This is a genomic window from Desulfosporosinus sp. FKB (assembly GCF_002196705.1).
Taxonomy (GTDB): domain Bacteria; phylum Bacillota; class Desulfitobacteriia; order Desulfitobacteriales; family Desulfitobacteriaceae; genus Desulfosporosinus.
Genome location: NZ_NADJ01000038.1, coordinates 156,353 through 176,204, shown reverse-complemented (window position 1 = coordinate 176,204; position 19,852 = coordinate 156,353). Strand labels below are relative to the sequence as shown.

Genomic DNA, 19,852 nt, shown 5'->3' with positions numbered 1-19,852 from the left:
AGATGGATTTGGGGGGGATTATATTGTCCTGTCATGTGGGTATTGATGTTGGAGGTACTTATACCGACGCGGTATATCTTGAACAGGGCCAAATTCAACGGACAGCTAAAGTTCCTACTCAGGAAGAGAATTTAGTCGAAACTATCGTAAATGCCCTCGAAACGTTAAAATTGCCTGACGTCAGCCAAGTAAATCAGATTACAGTAAGTACGACACTCGTCACCAATGCCATCCTGCAAAAACGGCTGCCGCCTGTTAACCTATTTTTGTTTCCCGGAAATGGTATGAGCCTGAGTGCTCTTCCTTGGCCTGTTGACTATCATGTGTTCAGCGGGGAGATGGACTTTCGGGGACGGGAAGTCAGCCCCTCTGATCCGAGTGAATGGCAGCGTCTGACCTGGAAGGAACGCTCAGAGAGCCCTGAACTGGTGGCAGTTGTAGGCAAATTTTCTCATAGGAACAATCTCCATGAGACCCAGCTGGCGGATTATTTAAGGAAGTCTTACCCCAAATGTCAGATAGCCCTGGGACATGAATGGGGCCAAGCAAATTTTTATCGCCGCAGCCTTACAACCTATTTGAATTTGGGAGTCACGAGACGCTATCAGCACTTCGCTCAGCAATTACAAACGGCTCTTTCCGGTCTTAAGATTCAGGCTCCAATTGCAATTTTAAAAGCAGATGGGGGCATCCTGCCAATCGGGAAACTCAGGCCCATTGAGTCGATCTATTCCGGACCGGCAGCGAGCGTTCTGGCAGCTCTGGCTCAGAATGAAACCTCTGCTTCCACAATCGTTGTCGATATCGGTGGAACAACCACCGATCTGGGTTTGATTCTTTCCGGAACGCCTTTGCTCAGCTCGCGGGGGGCTGAAATTGGTCCTTATTCGACTCTCGTTCATTCTCTGGCTGTTCGCTCAATTCCGGTTGGCGGAGATTCAGTTATAGAGGCCTCTGGACAGGGATTTGAGGTAAAAAACTATCGTCTTGGTCCGGCCTATTGCCTTGGCGGAAAAGCTTTGACCCCGACAGATGCTATGCGTTATCTCGGGCTGATCGATTATGGCAACCGCCAATTGGCAGAAGAAGCTTTGGCGTCTCTTTGTCCGCCTGATCGCAGGGATCCTCAGTATTATCAGCAGCTTGCCGGTGACATTATTGAGGCCGTCGTGAACCGAATTGCAGAGGCTGTTGATTCTTTAAAACGTGAATGGCAGGACGAGCCTGCTTACAAAGTATGGGAAGTTCTTCATCCCCATGAGGCTCAGACCTTTAATACGCTGGTAAGCGGAGGCGGAGCCCAAGGGTTGACGAAAGCTTTGCAAAAACGCCTGGGAACTCCTGTTCTGCTTGGAGTTTATCCCGAAGTCTCCAATGCTCTGGGGGCAGCCATGGCCCGGCCGACCTTTGATTGTACCCTTCATCTGGATACTTACATGAAACGTTATCATGTGCAGGAAACAGGTGAGCAAGGAAAATGGACGGGATCTCAGCGTCCTTACCGTGAAGTTGAAGACTTTTTAGATCAACTTGTCCAAAAACAAGCAGAACAGTATGGAATTCAAATTCATGATATCGAGAAAGAACCTTTTGATTTCTTCCCTATCGTTCAAAACTATCAAACGGTAGGCCAAATTATTCGTGGAGCTGCCCATCTACGACCTGGAGTGATAGGGAGGGTTGTAAAATGAAGCATACAGGAATATTATTTTTCCCCGCTTTTGATTGGTCTTTAGGCAACTCCCATCCTGAACGAGAGGAACGTCTTTTGTATACTCAGGAACAACTCTTTGAAGAAGGAATTCTTGATTTGCCGCAAGTGAAGCAATTTACTCCTCGAGTTGCCTCATTAGCAGACGTAGCTCAAGCTCAAGCCTTATTTCCTACGCCATCATTGTATCCGGAAACCTTGGATCCTCATCTTATCGCCGCAGGAAGTGCTATCTTACTGGGAGAGGCACGGATTCGGGGTGAGATCTCCAATGGTTTTGTTCTTGTTCGTCCCCCCGGACATCATTCAGGAGCAACGGTTTGGGGGAACCGCGGATTTTGCACAATAAATAATGAAGCAATTCTTATCAATCAGTTGAGAGCACGTTATGGCATCAAGAAAATTGCCATCGTCGATACCGATGTTCACCATGGAGATGGGACTCAAGATATCTTTTATCATGATCCCAATATTCTTTTTATATCTCTACATCAAGATGGACGAACGCTTTATCCGGGCAGTGGTTTTATTGATGAACAAGGAGGCCCCAATGCATGGGGTCAGACTCTAAATATTCCGCTCCCTCCGGGAACGGGGGATGAAGGGTATCACTATGTTTTAGAAACCTGGGTTTTGCCCCGTCTTCAAGCCTTTAAACCGGAATTGATCATTAATTCTGCGGGACAGGATAATCATTTTACGGATCCTTTAGCTTCCATGAATCTTACGGCTTCAGGGTATGGAAAGATAACCGAACTCCTTCAGCCCGACCTGGCTGTTCTCGAAGGCGGCTATTCCATTGAAGGAGCGCTTCCTTTTGTTAATCTGGCAATTTTATTGGCTTTGGCGGGTGAAGACTATCATTATGTTCGCGAACCTCAAAAAATAGGGCGTTCGAGTTTACCCTTAGCAACCCTTAAACCCTACGTAGAGACCCTTAAAAAGCAAACTCAAATAGTTAAACCTGACTTTACAATTCACAATGTAAAATTCTTCCCGGCAGGAGAATGGGTTTACATTCCTCATTCCGTCTATTATGATACGGAAGGGTTTCAAGAAACACGACAGGATTTTGTGCGTAAGTGTAATCATTGTGCAGGTACGGTATATATTGAAAGTCAGCGAACTCATGCGAAGACGAAGTCTGTTTTGGTGCGTATTCCTTTTGAGGCTTGTCCCCAATGTGAACAGGCAGGCTATGATCTCTGGGAATATGTGCAGCATCATCATCAAGAGATTCACAGCGGCCTGCTGCAAAATCAGCTCCATAATCAACATCAGGTATGGCAGAGAAAGAAGGATTGAGGTTGACATCGGCAATTCATATCCTTGATTCCCATTCGGCGAATCAAATCGCGGCAGGGGAAGTGGTAGAGCGTCCGGTTTCTGTGGTTAAGGAACTTGTGGAGAACGCTTTAGATGCCGGAGCAAAACATATCGATATCTCAATTGAAGAAAATGGCGTTCCGCTGATTAGAGTAAGGGATGACGGCAAGGGAATGAGCGAGGAGGATTTACCCTTAGCGGTGCTTCGTCATGCTACCAGTAAAATTACCAGAATTCAAGATTTGGATTATTTGCAAACTCTTGGCTTCCGAGGAGAAGCTTTAGCGAGCATCGCTTCAGTGTCTACTCTGGAAATTGTTTCTCGCCCAGAGACAGAGATCTCAGGTATATCCTACACTCTGACCGGAGGAGGAGAGGGGATTCTCCAAGAAGTGGGCTGTCCTGCCGGAACATCCGTGACAGTGCGCAATCTCTTTTTTAATACACCGGCTCGCTTGAAATTCCTGAAGTCCAAAGCGACTGAATTTGGTCTCATCAGCGATACAGTGGGTCGGATTGCCCTCGCCCATCCGACGATCGCCTTTTCTTTAGCCCATCCCACTCAAAGGGTATTGCAAACCTCAGGGCGAGGAGATTTAAAGGAAACGATGGGAGCTATTTTCGGTCAATCAATAGCCCGTCAGTTGATAGTCGTGGATGCCCAAAGCCAGGATTGGAGGTTGGAAGGCTTAATCAGTCCTCCGGATCTGGTTCGAAAAACTAAACAAGCTCAGACCTTTATGATTAATGGGCGGGTTGTGCGTTCTTCCTTTTTAAGCAATGCTTTAGAAGAAGGATACCGTACGCTGATTCCGGTCAAACTTCATCCGCTAGTTGCCCTTCACCTGCACGGTTCTCCCTCAGATTATGATGTCAATGTCCACCCTGCTAAGATGGATGTGAAATTCAAGAACGAACAGGAGCTTGCCTCATTTATAACCAAGACTATTTACCAAACCCTGCTAAAGAGTCAACCCTTGCCATCCTTTGGCAGGCCAATGGAATCGGTGCTTAGAACTCAGGCAAATACGGTTGTCCAGGGAAAACCTATTCGGATCGTGACTGCGCCTTATAACAGTCCACAAAATTCTGCGCATCAAGCCAGAGAAGAAATTCGCGAAAACCAGGTTAGGAAAGATCCATCGATACCCAAAGCGTTATTACCGGAAAAAGAAGCTGAGCCCATTGTCTCTGAAGATCAAGGATCTTCACGTTCACCTGTGAATGTTGAATCAACGGCTGAGGCCAAAAAGACGTTCCCCCGGCAACGTAATCTATTCTCTGATGACAATGTCACTCTAATTCCTCCAGTTTTTTCGGAAGATCGAGAAATTCCAAAGAACAGGGAAGAAGGAACGAATGATTCAGCGACAATGGACAAAGCGGATAATGACAGTCATAGCCTCAGCCGTTTCTGGCCAATTGGGCAGCTGTTTAATACCTATATTTTAGCAACTGATAGTGATGTTCTCTTGCTGATTGATCAACATGCAGCCCATGAACGGATAAATTATGAACGTATTCTGGCTGAAGTGAAAGCTAGAAAGCAAGAAAGCCAAATGCTTTTAATACCAATTCCGCTGGAGCTCACGCTTCAGGAAGAACAAATGTTAATCGAGCAGATGTGGATACTCAGGGAAATGGGCTTCGTTCTTGAGCAATTTGGAAATCAAACCTATTTATTGCGTGGCGTCCCTGTCCAAACGGGGAGTGTTCCAGCGGATGAGCTGCTGCGGCAATTCCTGGAAGAGATTTTGCAAAAAAACACCTCTCCAAGTTTTGATCAGCTTTTAAAAGAGTGGATATATCTTTTGGCCTGTAAGGAATCAATCAGGGCTAAGGATTGCCTCTCGCTATTAGAAATGGAACAATTAATTTCCCGCTTAAGTCAGACAGAGAATCCCTATACCTGTCCGCATGGGCGCCCTACAACCATCAAGATCACCCGTGCAGAGCTTGAGAAGCGTTTTTACCGAGTTCTTTAGAAGGTTGAGCATTGAATTGACAGGGACATACTACTGGTGTTATACAAAGGAAGAGCATTTGTGCAGAGACTGTTATAATGGAGGTTTTAAAGGGAGGAGATTCATGGATCAGCCTATTATTCCAATTTACTTAAGAGTTACTCAGCCCGACATCGAACTCTGGGAACGGGTTCAGTGGTTCCGACAACGACCGGGATGTTCTTGGGTTGATCAACAAAACAATTTAGGATCTCTTCCTGAACTAAAAATTTCAAGGCGAGGTGTGGAACTAATCTTGGGGGGGAACCGTTTAGCGTTTCATCCTAATATGGCTTTAATTCGGGCTATTAACATTTTACGAGGCAGTTCAGATCGTTTCCTAGATGCGACTCAATTAAAGGCTGGTGATTCCTTTCTCGATGCTACCTTAGGGCTGGCTTCCGACGCTCTTATCGGTGCGCTTGCTGTAGGAGAGGGTGGTCATGTTTTAGGATTGGAAAAATCCCCGATTTTAACTGCAGTTATTCAAGACGGTCTAATGCATCTTACGGAAATTAGTTTTCAAGCTAGAACTGAACATAAGAAAAAGGCATGGACATCCTTAGTGCAAGCTGCCTCAAGGATTGACGTTCGCTGGACAGACCACAAGGAGTTTCTAAGTTGTTGTCCTTCAAAGTCTATTGATGTGATATATTTTGACCCGATGTTTCGCAGAACGTTTCGTGAATCCGATGGTATCCAGCCCTTGCACCAATGGTCTGAGCACAGTCCCCTTGATCAGCAGACTGTGAAGGAAGCCTGCCGAGTTGCTCGAAAAAGAGTTGTGCTTAAGGAGCGGAAGGACAGCGGGGAGTTTAATCGCCTTGGTTTCAAACTAATGTCTGGCGGTCGATACAGTTCCGTTGATTATGGTCTTATTATAATTTAATGGAGGAGTTGTCTTGTTACCACTGGTTATCATTATTGGCCCAACCGGCATTGGCAAGTCTTCATTGGGGTTAGCTCTTGCCCAAAAAGTCGGGGGAGAAATTATCTCCGGAGATTCTATCCAAGTTTATCAAAAACTCGATATAGGGTCAGCCAAACCTTCCCAGGAAGAACTGCAACTCGTTCCTCATCATCTTATCGATTGTTTAGATCCTACGGAACCTTTTACGGCTGCTCAGTTTAAAAAATCGGCAAGTTCTCTGATAGAGGAAATACGTGATCGAGGTCATGTTCCCATTGTGGTTGGAGGAACAGGTCTGTACATTCGTTCCTTGCTGGATCCTTATGATTTCTGGGAGCGTGGTTCAGAAGAAATACGTCTTAAATGGCAGGAATTTGTTAATAATTATGGCAATCAAGCCTTACATCAGGTGCTGGAGCAGCGAGACCCGGAAACTGCCCGTCAATTGCATCCTAATAATGTGCTGCGCGTGATTCGGGCTTTAGAAGTTCAAGAATTGACCGGTAAACCATTGTCCAGTCAGCGTCAGTTCAAGGATGATGAATACCGGCCGTTAGATCCTCAGGTGCTTTATATTGGGCTAACTGCTCCCCGTGCAATCATTTATGAGCGGATAAATCGACGGTGTGAAATAATGCTTGCCGAAGGTTTACTTGAAGAAACTCTTAACCTGCTTAAGACGGGATATTCTTCAACGTTGAAACCGCTCCAAAGTATTGGCTACAGGCATGCTGTCTGGTGTTTGCAAGGCCTTGTGACAAAGGATGAAATGCTCAGAATTTTACAAAGGGATACCCGTCATTTTGCCAAGCGTCAATTAACCTGGTTTCGCCGTGATCCCAGAATTCATTGGTATGATACCGAAGAGGGAATTGATCAAATCCTTGAAGAACTAATCTTGACTTGCAGAGCCCAGCAAACTCGTGTAGAATAGATGGCGTAGAAATATAAGGTGATGGAGGGAAATATATGAATAAATCGCCCATCAATTTACAAGACACCTTTTTAAATCAAGTACGCAAGGAGAACCTACCCGTGACCATTTATTTGGTTAACGGATTTCAGCTTAAAGGACTTATCAAGGGGTTTGATAATTTTACGGTTGTGATTGAATTTGAAGGTCGGCAACAAATGGTTTATAAGCATGCTATCTCTACGGTTATGCCGATACGTCCGATTAATTTAGCAACTGCAGCTGCTGTAGAATAAAACGCTAAGCATAATTCGCTGAAATTTATTCCCAAACATAAAGATCTTAAGGATTTTTAATTTTGGACGAAAGAACTAGGTTCGGAAATGCCGGGCTTAGTTCTTTTTACTTGAATTCAATACCTAACTATGATATCTTAGCTTTGTATGCATTTATTAAGGTAAAAGAAAGGAATTCAATCCAACTATGGAAACTCGAAATTTAAGAAATATTGCAATTATTGCTCACGTGGATCATGGGAAAACAACACTTGTCGATGCGATGTTAAAACAAAGCGGCACGTTTCGTTCAAATCAGCAGGTTGTGGAACGTGTTATGGATTCCAATGATTTAGAACGGGAGCGTGGTATTACTATTTTATCTAAAAATACTTCCGTTCATTGGCAAGGAACAAAAATTAACATTATTGATACACCTGGTCATGCTGATTTCGGAGGAGAGGTTGAGCGAGTTTTACAAATGGTTAACGGCGTTCTTCTCATTGTCGATTCCTTTGAAGGGCCGATGCCTCAAACTCGCTTTGTTTTGCGTAAAGCATTAGAATTAAAATTGATTCCTATCGTTGTTATTAATAAGATTGATCGTCCCGATGCCCGTCCCACAGAAGTTGTCGATGAGGTATTAGATCTCTTTATAGAACTGGGAGCAGAGGATAATCAATTGGATTTTCCTGTCGTCTATGCTTCAGCGCGAGCCGGGATTGCAGGGCTTTCCTCTGATGCCCTTGAAGATACCTTAGAGCCTTTATTTTCCGTTATTCTTGATCACATTCCTGCGCCGGTTGTGGACCTTGAAGCTCCTTTTCAAATGCTGGTCACGACTCTCGATTATGATGATTATGTGGGAAAAATTGTCGTCGGAAGAATCGTAAGAGGAACAGTTCATCAAAACGAAACCATTACTCTTATTAAACGAGATGAGAGTTTTGAACGGGCAAAGGTTGGCAAGGTCATGGTTTTTGAGGGCTTGAAGCGTCAGGATGTTGCCGAAGCCTCGGCAGGAGAAATTGTTGCTTTAACGGGATTAACCAGTGCCAATATTGGGGAAACTGTAGCTTGTGCTCTAAATCCCGAAGCTTTGCCAGTTATTGAGGTTGACGAACCAACCTTGTCCATGAATTTCATGGTTAATACAAGTCCTTTTGCGGGACGTGAGGGGAATTTCGTAACTTCCCGGAAGCTGCGTGAACGGCTTTGGAAGGAAATTGAGACGAATGTCAGTTTAAGAGTCGAAGAAACGGATTCGGCAGATTGTTTTAAAGTTTCCGGCAGAGGAGAATTACATCTTTCCATACTCATCGAAAACATGCGCCGTGAAGGCTATGAACTGCAAGTTTCCAAGCCTGAAGTTATCTATAAGATGATTGATGGGGTAAAATGTGAGCCAATGGAATTTCTCATTTGTGACGTTCAGGAGAAATCTTTAGGAGCAGTCATGGAACTCTTAGGGAAACGAAAAGCAGAAATGGCCAATATGACCAGTCTGTCAGAGACACAGCTGCGGGTTGAGTTTAAAATTCCTGCCCGTGGTCTTATCGGTTTTCGAAGTGAGTTTCTCTCTGAAACACGGGGTGAAGGTATGATGAGCCACGTCTTCCTTGGGTATGAACCTTTTAAAGGTGAAATTCCCGGAAGAACTCGAGGAGCTTTGATTGCTTTTGAAGAAGGTGAGACGACAACCTATGGGTTATACGCAGCCCAGGAAAGAGGAAATTTGTTTGTTGATCCCGGACTTCATGTTTATGCAGGCATGATTGTGGGGGAAAATAACCGCGAACAGGATATTGAAGTAAATGTTTGTAAGAAAAAGCACCTCACCAACATGCGGACAAGCGCTGCCGACGAAGCTTTACGTCTTGAAAGACCCAAAGAAATGTCTTTAGAGCAATCCTTGGAATTTATCAATGATGACGAGTTTGTCGAAATTACCCCCAAAAGTGTACGCCTGAGGAAAAAATTCCTTGACCATGCCTCACGTGTGAAATATGCCAAGAGCTTAACAGGAAAATAATACCACCTAAAAATCAGGACACCTTTTATTCCTTCCTGCGTATAGTAGTAAGGATGGGAGGTGTGCCTGTACATATGACAATTCGAGTAACGTTTCGGCCGGAAAATCAGCAGTCTCCGGTGATTCAAACACCCATACCCCCCAAACCTGAAGTGTCGGCTCATTCCACGGAGGGGATAGGGATACGCCTTCGTAAAAGTAATTTTTCCTCAACAGAGAAAGATAAAGATAAAGATAAAATCGCGGAAATTCTTGCAGAATTACAATCCTATATTGGGCTTGAAACGGTGAAACGTTTTATTCTTGACTTACAAGCCTTTGTGGAAATTCAAAAGCGGAGAACTCAGGAAAAGCTTGTATCAGAGCCTTTGGTTTTGCATATGATTTTCCGTGGAAACCCAGGGACGGGAAAAACAACGGTAGCCCGCTTAGTCGGTCGCCTGTATAAAGAAATGGGAGTTCTGCAAAAAGGGCATGTTATTGAATGTGAGCGGGCAGATCTTGTCGGTGAATATATCGGACACACGGCTCAGAAAACGAGGGAACAAATCAAGAAGGCTCTGGGCGGAGTTTTATTTATCGATGAAGCTTATTCTTTAGCTCGCGGCGGTGAGAAAGACTTTGGCAAAGAAGCAATTGATGCTTTAGTCAAAGCGATGGAGGATAATAAGGATAATCTTGTCCTGATTTTAGCGGGTTATCGTCAGGAAATGGATTGGTTTCTTCAGACCAATCCAGGACTGCGCTCGCGTTTTCCGATTCATATTGATTTTCCGGATTATACGTTGGAAGAGTTGTTAGCTATTGGAAATCTGATGTTCAAAACCCGGCAATACGAGTTAACGAAAGAAGCGAATGAGGCGCTCCGCAGCTACCTGCACTCGCTTCTGCATTCCCACCCCTATGCCGGGAATGCTCGCTTAGTGCGTAACCTTGTGGAGAAAACAGTTCGTAAGCAGGCTGTTCGCTTGTTTCAGAAATCGACGTCCAGTAGGGAAGAACTTATTCAAATTTTACCGGAAGATATTAATATGGAAACGATTTAACGTGCACCACGGTGTTTGTTTTTAATAAGGTTAAAGTCGAGGTTGTAAACTATGGAAGTCTCGGGCGATTTGTCTGGTATCAAGGCGAGTCAAATACTGGAGCTTAAAATGCTGTCCGATTATCAAACAGAGCGGCAGCAATTGATTCATCCCCAAATTCTCAGCAGCCTAATCCGTTTGACACAGCTTTGGAACCGAGAGATTTGTATTTACCTTTCCCGCGGGGGAGTACTGATTGCGTCAGCTGTGGGAAAACATGCGGCGGTTACTCTCCCACCCCTTAAGGGAAGATCACAAAGCAAACATTTGCGCTGCCTGCATACCCATCCCAATGGAGTTCCAACGCTTAGTTCCCTTGATTATAGTGCCTTGACATCTTTAAGGCTGGAAAGTATGACAGCTATTGGAGTACGCCAAGGTGAACTGACAGGTTTTCAACTTGCTTACCATACAGGTGATGGTAATCCTTTAGTAGTTGATCTTAGCCCGAATAACTGGCAAGAGTTTGATTATTACGAATCTATACCTGATCCTTATCACAGTCACAATGGGCGGAAAAAGACAGAGACGAAACCTGAAAAAGAGCGTGCATTTCTCCTGGCCTTGCAAGAAGCAGATCAAGAGTTTAATGAGGATCTGGAAGAGCTGGCAGAGTTAGCACTTACTGCAGGAGTCGAGGTCGTTGGGCAGCTTGTCCAACTGCGCCGTAACGGCCAGTCACGAAGCTATATAGGCAGCGGAAAGCTGGAAGAATTAGTTCATCGGCTTCAGGAAACAAGGGCTGAGGTGCTAATAAGTGATGATGAATTGTCCCCGGCACAGCTGCGGACCCTGGAAATGGAAACGGGATTGAAAGTTTTAGACCGCACGGGGCTAATCTTAGATATTTTTGCCCAGCGTGCCCGTTCTCGTGAAGGTAAACTTCAGGTGGAACTGGCACAGCTAAAACATTTGCTGCCTTATTTAACAGGACAAGGACAAGCTTTATCCAGGCTAGGCGGCGGAATTGGATCACGCGGCCCTGGAGAAACCAAATTGGAGCTTGATCGTCGGAGAATGCGCGAACGAATCAATCTTCTGGAAAAAGAGCTGAGAGCTGTCCTGCAGCATCGAGAGATTCAAAGACGTCAGCGGGCTAAAAGCGGTTTAACTGTAGTAGCCTTGGTTGGCTATACAAATGCCGGAAAAACGACGTTTATGAAGAATGCTATGGAGCAAGCCGGCTTTCGTTCTGATATTCCTAGCGGAGAAAATAAATTATTTGCGACCTTAGATCCTATTGTCCGCAGAGTTCAAATTAAACCTGCGCTTGAAATTCTGCTGAGTGACACAGTTGGTTTTATCCGCAAACTGCCTACTAAGCTGCTCAGAGCTTTTTTGGCAACTCTCGAAGAAGTTCAGCAGGCTGACGTTCTTATTCATGTCTTAGATGTAAGTCATCCGCAGGCAATTCAACAGGCTGAGACTGTCCACGACGTTTTAGGACAATTGGAGTGTCAAGAAAAGCCGATCATCACTCTGCTCAACAAAGTTGACAAAGTTCAGGATGATGAGAAAATCTCAAAGCTGGCCCAGCTTTTGCCTTATCCTATTCCTTTATCGCTTAAACGTGGGGATTCTTTGAGCCCTGTCTGGACTGTCCTGGAATCTATGTTAGAGTGAAGTTACTAAACTATAAGGAGGACCATCGTGTTTTCGAATCCTAATTGGCCGGAGCTTATCCATAAAGCAGTTGCAGAGGCAGAAGAAGTTCTCCGCCAACAATTGCCCTATCTGCAAGAAGTTTCGGCTTTAAATCATGAAAAAGTACTAAGAGCTTTTCAAGAAGAACGTGTTTCTGCCTATCATCTTCAGGGAACAACGGGCTACGGTCTTGGAGACAGCGGACGGGACGTCCTTGATCGAGTGGCAGCTCGTATCCTGGGGACAGAAGCGGCTCTTGTACGGGGGCAATTCGTTTCGGGTACTCATGCCATTGCTGCTGCGTTGTTTGGCGTCCTTCGGCCAGGTGACCAAATGATTTCTGTGAGTGGTACACCCTATGATACTCTGGAGGAAGTTATTGGACTTCGGGGAGAAGGACAAGGAAGTTTGCAGGATTTTGGGGTAAGCTATCAGGAGATCCCTTTAGACAGCCAAGGACATATGCAATTTAGGTTGTTGAAAGAGGCTCTTACGGCTAAAACAAAAATGGTGATTGTCCAGCGTTCGCGAGGCTATGCTTGGAGAAATTCCCTGACGATTGCTCAACTCAAGGAACTTGTTGATTTTGTAAAAAGCCATTGTCCTAATGTGGTTATATTTGTGGACAATTGTTACGGTGAATTGGTGGAACCTCTGGAACCTGGTGACATTGGAGCAGATTTAATGGCCGGGTCGCTCATCAAAAATTTAGGAGGAAGTATCGCTCCTACCGGGGGATATGTTGCCGGACGGTCTGACTTAGTCAGTTTGGCCGCACAGCGTTTAACGGCACCTGGAGTCGGCGGTCATATGGGTGCAACCCTGGAATGGGAGCGCTTATTTTATCAAGGACTGTTCTTTAGTCCTTTAACTGTGTCTGAAGCTCTTAAAGGAGCGGTTTTTTCCGCAGCTTTTTGGCGAGCCTTAGGTTTTGAAGTTAATCCAGAACCCGAATCGCCCAGAGCGGATCTTATTCAGGCTGTAAAACTAGGATCGAGAGAAAAAATGATCGCTTTTTGTCAAGGACTTCAGAAAGGTTCTCCTCTTGATTCTCACATTAAACCGGTCCCTTCCGACATGCCTGGGTATGAAGACGAAATTATTATGGCAGGAGGGACTTTTATACAGGGTTCGACGAGCGAATTTTCAGCGGATGGCCCTCTTAGAGAACCTTATATTGCTTACCAACAGGGGGGGATTTCTCAAAGGTATATCCAAATGGGAAATATTTTAGCCGCCCTGAATTTATGGCAGCAAGGACTTTTAGGTTAAGTATTGGTCATGATATTTGGAACTTTGACCATCCTGTGATACTATTAAACACAGAAAAGAGGTGGATCATGGAAGAGTTAGAATCCAAGAAAAGCACGACTCGCTTTTTTGTAGAATTACTTGAAATAGTCCTGATTGCCTTCGCCCTTTCCTGGGTGTTGCGGACTTATGTTGTTGAAGCACGTAAGATACCTACCGGTTCAATGCTTCCGACAATTCAGCTTCAAGACCGGGTCATTGTCGATAAATTCTTCTTTAAGGAGATTGGTCACTTAACCCGGGGAGATATTGTGGTTTTTAAACCGCCTGCGAGTGCCCATGCAACGGAAGATTTTATTAAACGTATTATTGGTTTGCCCGGAGATAAGATAGAGATTCGTAATCACACGACATATGTCAATGATAAACCTCTCTATGAGCCCTATATCTTGGAAAAATCCAAAAATGATTACGGTCCCATTGTTGTTCCCCAGGATTCCGTATTTGTGATGGGTGATAATAGAAACAACAGCGATGATTCAAGAGTTTGGGGTACTTTGCCTATAAAAAATATTACGGGCCGTACGTTGTTCCGCTATTGGCCGCTTGATCATTTTGGAGCTCTCGCCCGCTAAGGTGGGAGCTTTTTTTAAATTCGCGCATATACTAAAATGATGAATCTAATCATCATAACTAGTGTTACGGTCTAACATAATCAATCAGGGAATTTTATTCGTAACGAATACTTATGAGAGGGTGGAGAATTGTGGAAAATCACAAAATCTGTGTGATTCTAATCTTTGGCGGACGTTCAGGGGAACATGAAGTTTCTCTTAACTCGGCTCAGTCGATTTATAAAGCGATTGATCGCAATCGCTATGATGTTGAAACTATCGGAATCAATAAGCAAGGTCAATGGTTTTGGGGTATTCTCCCACAAGATGTAATTAAGGCAGGATTTCCCGAGAGCAATCAGGCTTCTCAAGTAACCCTTGTCGTTGATCCTTCCAATCCACGCTTTATTGCCTTAGATGGCCGAACGCTGCCTAATGAGGGGAAATTTGACGTTGTGTTTCCAGTCCTCCATGGACCATATGGGGAAGATGGAACGCTGCAAGGACTTTTAGAAATGGCCAATGTTCCCTATGCCGGTTCAGGTGTCCTCGGGTCTTCTCTCGGAATGGACAAAGACCGCATGAAAGTGGTATTCCAGGATAAAAAACTTCCTTTAGCCAATTACCTTACAATCTTGCGTTCCGATTACTTTAAGCAGCCGGAGGATTGGGCGGCAGCTATTGAAGCTAAAATAGGATATCCTTGTTTTGTGAAACCGGCCAATTTAGGCTCCAGCGTAGGAATTTCCAAGGCCCATAACAATTCAGAACTGATTCAAGCTTTAAAGCTGGCTACGACTTATGATCGTAAAGTTGTCGTCGAAGAGAATATCGTGGGCAGAGAAATTGAAGTTGGAGTCTTAGGTAATGATGACCCCAAAGCCTCATTGCCCGGCGAAATTTTGCCGGCGGAAGAATTTTATTCCTATGAAGCGAAATATTCGGATATCGGCTCCAGTTTGAAAATACCGGCGCCTCTTCCTCAATTCATTATTGAACAATTACAGAGTATGGCCATTGAAGCGTATCGTGCGGTTGATGCAAGCGGCCTTAGCCGTGTGGATTTTTTCCTGACAGATAAGAATGAAATTGTTCTCAACGAGATTAATACCTTGCCGGGATTTACGGAGATTTCAATGTACCCGAAACTTTGGGAAGCAACAGGCATTCCTTATGCGAAACTGATTGATCATTTAATCACCTTGGGATTTGAACGGTTTGAGGAAAAACAGAAGAGTAAAATATCAAAAGATTAGTGAACTTGTTCAGCTAAAGCTGAACATCGGGGCTTCGATGACGAAAGTGTCCTGTGGACACTTTCGCCGAAAGCGCCAATCCCATAACAAATGCTATCGCGCTGAAGGAAGGATTCTACCCCCACCGAAGCATGGTATGGGAACCACCCTCACTTAAACTCAATGGGCTGGAGCAAACGAGAAAGACGTTTGTTCCAGCCCATTATTTTTAACTATACTATTCAGTGTGCTCTGTGTCGCTGTGGAACTATTGGCTCTGCTTCTTCACAGAGGCTTACAAGTGCGAAGACTGTACCCTTGGGTCCCAGTCAAGATTATTTACGCCTTTGAGTTAAGTTCGTGAGTAGTTAACCTAAGTAAGAGGGAAGATGCATATCTTAATTAGGGAGTTTGGAGTTAATGCAGGGTGCGAAAAACACCGATGACCTTGCCCAAAATTGAAACATCTTGAGAGTAGATGGGTTCCATTGCCGAGTTTTCAGGCTGAAGACGAATGAGTGTTCTTTCCTTAAAAAATCGCTTTACAGTTGCTTCGTCTCCAATTAAGGCAACGACAATTTCTCCATTGCGTGCTTCATTTTGCTGGTGAACAATAATTAAGTCCCCATCCAGGATTCCAGCCTCAATCATGCTGTCTCCCTGAACTCGCAGCATAAAAACGTTTTCCTGATGGACCAGGTCAGCAGGCAAGGGAAACGTTCCTTCCATATTTTCTACAGCCAAAATGGGCTGCCCTGCTGTTACACGCCCGATAATTGGAATATGAACAACTTTCCTTGAGTCGAGAGCGTCACTGGTACCGTCTAAAATCTCGATGGCCCTCGGTTTCGTGGGATCTCTCCGAATATATCCTTTATCCTCAAGAGTTTGAAGATGCCCATGAACTGTAGAACTAGACAATAATCCAACTGCTTCGCCGATTTCTCTAACGGAGGGGGGATATCCTTTTTTGTGGATTTCTTGTTTAATAAAATCCAAAATTCTAGTTTGTCGTTCCGATAAATCTGGGTACATACTTTCACTCCCTATTAATAATCATGTATATTTTACCATTCCTTGAAACGTATTGCAAACAAATGTTCGAAGAATGATAACTATATAACAAAGACAGAGAAGAGGAGATGACGATTTGCGAACTAAGATTCGGCGGAATTTTCTGATAGCGCTGACTCAAATCCTTTGTCTGATGGCTGTGGCCTTGGTTTTTTGGAACTTAATCCATCGTTATCCCAGCCAGGATAAGGATGTTTATCCTTACTTGCTCTCGATTTCTCCCGACGTCGTTAAGGAATGTTCCCAAGAGTATAGGGCCGGTAAGACAGTTTCCTGGGAGGATCTGCTGGCGGTCCGTTCAACACTTTCCCCAAAGGAGGCCCAATTATTAACCGAACAGCTCAAAAATAGGATTTCTTTCAATAACTTATCCTGGGGGGATATTCCTCTGCCCGCAAAGAAACTAGTAACAAGACATCGGGAAATATTAGTTCAATTTAAATATCTCACACCAGGAAGGTACAGATTCCCGGTAGTTGGAAAAACATGGTTTGAAGATAGTTACGGTGCAGATCGTGAAGGAGGTAAACGTACTCATGAGGGGACGGACCTCTTTGCCCCGGAAGGTACTCCGATAATCAACATTTGCGGAGGAAGAATAGAACAGCTGGGATGGAATCGCTTGGGTGGAGAACGAGTTGGAGTACGCGGCGATGATGGGAATTATTATTATTACGCTCATTTGGAAACAATATCGTTCAAATTAGTTAAAGGAAAACGAATTGAAGCAGGCGAAACTATTGGAACTATGGGTCATACGGGAGATGCTTTAACGACACCGGATCATCTTCATTTGGGCATTGAACTCCCAAATGGTCAGTGGTTAAATCCTTATCCTTTTCTCGTTGTCTGGCAATATTGGGATGCTGAGAACTCGGTTAAGGGTAACAACAACTCAGTTTTAACGTCTCAAATTTCGGCAAAACCTTCAGTTTCGCATATATTTGATTCTCAGGAACTATCGACTCAAGATCTAAGTTATATTCTGATCAACCTAAAAACTAACCGTTTATTAAAGGCAAGAAATGGCGACATTCAACGTGCTCCCGCGAGTACAACAAAACTTCTTACCGGTTTGCTTGCAGTACAGAGTCTTAAAGAAACGGAAAAGGTCCGAGTGGGCAAAGAGGTAGAAGTGGAAGGCTCGCGGCTGGGTCTCTTGCCTGGGGATGAGATTTCAGTCCGCGATCTTTTGACAGCACTCTTTGTGCACAGTGCTAATGATGCTGCTGCCGCTCTAGCAGTGAAAGTAAGTGGTACAATACCAGCCTTTGCAGGAGAAATGAATAAGTATGCCTCATCCTTGGGATGTTCCAAAAGCAATTTTGTAAATCCTCATGGACTTCCGGCTCCTAATCACTATACAACTGCTAGTGATCTAAGCAAAATCGCCAAAGCCTTTATCAACAATCCTGATTTAATGAAATTTGTTAATGAAAAGACTGCGGCAGTACACTGGGCGGATTCAAGAGGACGAGACCATTCTATAGTACTTAAAAATACCAACAGCCTGCTGGGGGTATATCCCGGGGATCAAGGCCTTAAGACCGGTACAACAACTGAAGCGGGACAATGTCTCATATCCTATGTCTCTTGCACGGATGGGGAGCTTTTGCTCGTCTTGTTAGGCAGTCAGCAGCGCTACAGTGATAGCATAAAATTACTGGATGAAGGGTGGGCTGATCAACGAATCAATGCAGCGATTCATAATCTTTCCAAGGATCAAAGACGTTTATTTTCAAGCCCCGGAATTTATTAGTTTTGTCTGGAATCGGTATTCTATGTTATTATAGAAAGTAACATAAATCAAATAGCAGATGACTCATAGAAATCATTAAAAATAACTAAATTCTGAGGGATTGATAAACTTGAAAACAATTAGTAAACAATGTATTTTGGAAGACCGGCTATGCACAGATTGTGGTGAGTGTGATCGCTGCGATCTAGACCCAAGTAAATTATGTGATAATTGTTGTCAGTGTATAGATACTCTTGAAGGTGATTATGCCGAAATCGGAATTGATGATATATTAATTAATAAAGAAGAAGAAAGTTCTGGAAACAGACTTCGAGGAAAGGGTATAAACTATACTCTTAAACGCCGATAATGTCCATAAGAGGACGAACCCCTATGTTGGAATAATCCAAATATAGGGGTTTTGTCGTAACATAGGGATATTCTTCCCGCCAGACAAGTTGCGCTCAAAGCTGGTTGTTGTGCCTGAAAGTTTGAAACCTCAAGCTGTTAGGCATTTTTAATCAGCCCTAAAATAAGAACCGATTTTACAATATATTACAATATATTGGAAGGTGATTTTTGATTGTTTATAGAAAATAAGATTTAAAATGTTCCTTCTGGTATCTATGATATTAACACTTACATTAGGATTGAGGTGGACTTAAAAGCATATGGTTAATCAAATACTTGAATCTTGTCGCAGGATCAGTTTTCAGGTTAATTTATTTGAATTACTTGAAGGTCTGTCCATTTTAGTACTAATAACAGTGATTGTTTTACTACAGAGAAAAATTCTTAGTTATGTAAGAAAGGAAAGTATGATTGATGAGCGGATAAGAGAAACAAGCGCCAGAATTGCACGGGTGGTGGCAGAAATAGAAGAATCCAAAGAAGAAATTGCAGGGAGGTCTAAAGAAGAAACGTGCCTAGCGGAGATCTCTGAAGCAGAACTCGATTCCAGTAAACAAGAAACCGATAATAATGGTCCTAAAGGAAAGAAGACTCGAGCAATGTCAATGGAAGAACGATGGGCGGAGTTTGAAAAGAAAAGAGCGATACGCACTACAGCGTGATGATAAGCCACACCTAAAAAGGTTGTGGCTTTTGAATTTTTGTAATAGGATATTATTTAACTAATCAATGTTATTTTTGAAGTCGGCAATCGAGCGGAGGGAGTTCCCGGCAGTAATATTGCGGCGGTGAAAGGAATTTTTTTCGTGAAAAGAGTATGTATGATTGAATTAGTTTAGGTCATAGAATTATTAGTGGTTACTGGTTAAATAGTATTAAGATAAAAATGATAGATAGAGGTGATATCGTTGGTAATTTTAGGAGTTTTGATATTTTTTGCCCGAATTATAGACGTTTCCTTAGATACCCTTCGTCTGAAGTCAATGATAAGAGGCAAAAAATATATTGTTTCACTCATTGCCTTTGTGGAAATTATTGTTTATACCTTGGGAGCATCTCAGGCGTTTAAATACGTTATGCATCCGACAGTGCTGATTTTTTATGCCTGCGGATATGCAGCAGGCAACTATATTGGCATGATAATAGATGATAAATTATCGCGGGATAGTATTTATGTCTTAGTTGTTGCAAATCACGATGAGTGGAGTTTGGCAGATACCCTGAGAGAACAGGGATTCGCTGTAACAACGGCTAAAGGATATGGAATGAATGGCTCAGAAAAGTCTCAACTGATACTTATCGTTAAGAAAAAACAGTTTAGAGAATTAACAAAGCTTATTCAGGAGTTTGATCCCACTGCCTATGTTGTAAGTATGGATGTCAAAGATATGAAGAGATAGCTGTTCAAGGGAACTATGAGGCGAACATTTTAGCCTCACGGACTTCCGGTATTAGAATGGAAAAAGATATTTATTAACCTAAAACCAACCTTGTGAATATGCTATTACTGAGTCGAGCCTATTTCGCAATGGAGACTATCGTAATGATTGGGAGGTGGAAAATGCCAACTTTGGGTCTTGTATGGACGTGGCCATACTGGCTAAATTATTGGGGAGGACCATATGGCGCC

General features: G+C 43.6%; 16 protein-coding genes. 15 read left to right on the top strand and 1 reads right to left on the bottom strand.

The window, feature by feature from the left end:
* Positions 1-23 precede the first annotated feature (23 nt).
* The 12 genes from B5Y67_RS17330 (at position 24) to B5Y67_RS17275 (ending at position 15,020) form a co-directional block, all read left to right on the top strand.
* Positions 24-1,691 carry a hydantoinase/oxoprolinase family protein gene (locus B5Y67_RS17330; protein WP_088227672.1) on the top strand — a complete coding sequence of 556 codons (1,668 nt, stop codon included), beginning with the start codon at positions 24-26 and terminating at the stop codon, positions 1,689-1,691.
* Complete coding sequence (locus tag B5Y67_RS17325) at positions 1,688-3,016, top strand: histone deacetylase (protein ID WP_088227671.1); 1,329 nt, start codon at positions 1,688-1,690, stop codon at positions 3,014-3,016. The genes B5Y67_RS17330 and B5Y67_RS17325 overlap by 4 nt, the downstream gene beginning before the upstream one ends.
* A gap of 2 nt (positions 3,017-3,018) precedes the next feature.
* Positions 3,019-5,022 (top strand): DNA mismatch repair endonuclease MutL, encoded by a 2,004-nt coding sequence (gene mutL / locus B5Y67_RS17320; protein WP_088227670.1) that lies wholly within the window; start codon positions 3,019-3,021, stop codon positions 5,020-5,022.
* Positions 5,023-5,125: 103 nt separating this feature from the next.
* A complete protein-coding gene (locus B5Y67_RS17315; RefSeq protein WP_088227669.1) occupies positions 5,126-5,929 on the top strand; it encodes a class I SAM-dependent methyltransferase in 804 nt (267 codons plus the stop codon).
* A 13-nt stretch (positions 5,930-5,942) separates the two neighbouring features.
* Positions 5,943-6,884, top strand: a complete 942-nt coding sequence (gene miaA, locus B5Y67_RS17310; RefSeq protein WP_088227668.1) for a tRNA (adenosine(37)-N6)-dimethylallyltransferase MiaA — start codon at positions 5,943-5,945, stop codon at positions 6,882-6,884.
* A 35-nt stretch (positions 6,885-6,919) separates the two neighbouring features.
* Entirely contained in the window at positions 6,920-7,159 is a 240-nt protein-coding gene (gene hfq, locus B5Y67_RS17305; RefSeq protein WP_047808087.1) for an RNA chaperone Hfq, read from the top strand.
* Between the two features lie 187 nt (positions 7,160-7,346).
* Positions 7,347-9,170 (top strand): translational GTPase TypA, encoded by a 1,824-nt coding sequence (typA, locus tag B5Y67_RS17300; RefSeq protein ID WP_088227667.1) that lies wholly within the window; start codon positions 7,347-7,349, stop codon positions 9,168-9,170.
* Between the two features lie 74 nt (positions 9,171-9,244).
* Positions 9,245-10,216 carry an AAA family ATPase gene (locus tag B5Y67_RS17295; RefSeq protein WP_088227666.1) on the top strand — a complete coding sequence of 324 codons (972 nt, stop codon included), beginning with the start codon at positions 9,245-9,247 and terminating at the stop codon, positions 10,214-10,216.
* 51 nt (positions 10,217-10,267) lie between these two features.
* Positions 10,268-11,878: a GTPase HflX gene (gene hflX, locus B5Y67_RS17290; protein ID WP_088227665.1), complete on the top strand. Its 1,611-nt coding sequence runs from the start codon at positions 10,268-10,270 to the stop codon at positions 11,876-11,878.
* 27 nt (positions 11,879-11,905) lie between these two features.
* Complete coding sequence (locus B5Y67_RS17285; protein ID WP_088227664.1) at positions 11,906-13,171, top strand: aminotransferase class I/II-fold pyridoxal phosphate-dependent enzyme; 1,266 nt, start codon at positions 11,906-11,908, stop codon at positions 13,169-13,171.
* Between the two features lie 68 nt (positions 13,172-13,239).
* Positions 13,240-13,785: a signal peptidase I gene (gene lepB / locus B5Y67_RS17280; protein ID WP_088227663.1), complete on the top strand. Its 546-nt coding sequence runs from the start codon at positions 13,240-13,242 to the stop codon at positions 13,783-13,785.
* 131 nt (positions 13,786-13,916) lie between these two features.
* The gene (locus tag B5Y67_RS17275) at positions 13,917-15,020 is read left to right on the top strand and encodes a D-alanine--D-alanine ligase family protein (RefSeq protein WP_088227662.1); all 1,104 of its coding nucleotides are present in this window, start codon (positions 13,917-13,919) and stop codon (positions 15,018-15,020) included.
* 396 nt (positions 15,021-15,416) lie between these two features.
* On the opposite strand, the gene lexA is transcribed toward B5Y67_RS17275, so the two are convergent.
* Positions 15,417-16,034: a transcriptional repressor LexA gene (gene lexA / locus B5Y67_RS17270; RefSeq protein WP_088227661.1), complete on the bottom strand. Its 618-nt coding sequence runs from the start codon at positions 16,032-16,034 to the stop codon at positions 15,417-15,419.
* Between the two features lie 115 nt (positions 16,035-16,149).
* On the opposite strand from lexA, the gene B5Y67_RS26380 reads away from it, so the two are divergent.
* The 3 genes from B5Y67_RS26380 (at position 16,150) to B5Y67_RS17250 (ending at position 19,622) form a co-directional block, all read left to right on the top strand.
* Positions 16,150-17,832 carry a peptidoglycan DD-metalloendopeptidase family protein gene (locus B5Y67_RS26380; RefSeq protein WP_348982309.1) on the top strand — a complete coding sequence of 561 codons (1,683 nt, stop codon included), beginning with the start codon at positions 16,150-16,152 and terminating at the stop codon, positions 17,830-17,832.
* Between the two features lie 650 nt (positions 17,833-18,482).
* Complete coding sequence (locus B5Y67_RS17255; protein ID WP_088227659.1) at positions 18,483-18,884, top strand: hypothetical protein; 402 nt, start codon at positions 18,483-18,485, stop codon at positions 18,882-18,884.
* A gap of 246 nt (positions 18,885-19,130) precedes the next feature.
* Entirely contained in the window at positions 19,131-19,622 is a 492-nt protein-coding gene (locus B5Y67_RS17250) for a DUF5698 domain-containing protein (RefSeq protein WP_088227658.1), read from the top strand.
* Positions 19,623-19,852 lie beyond the last annotated feature (230 nt).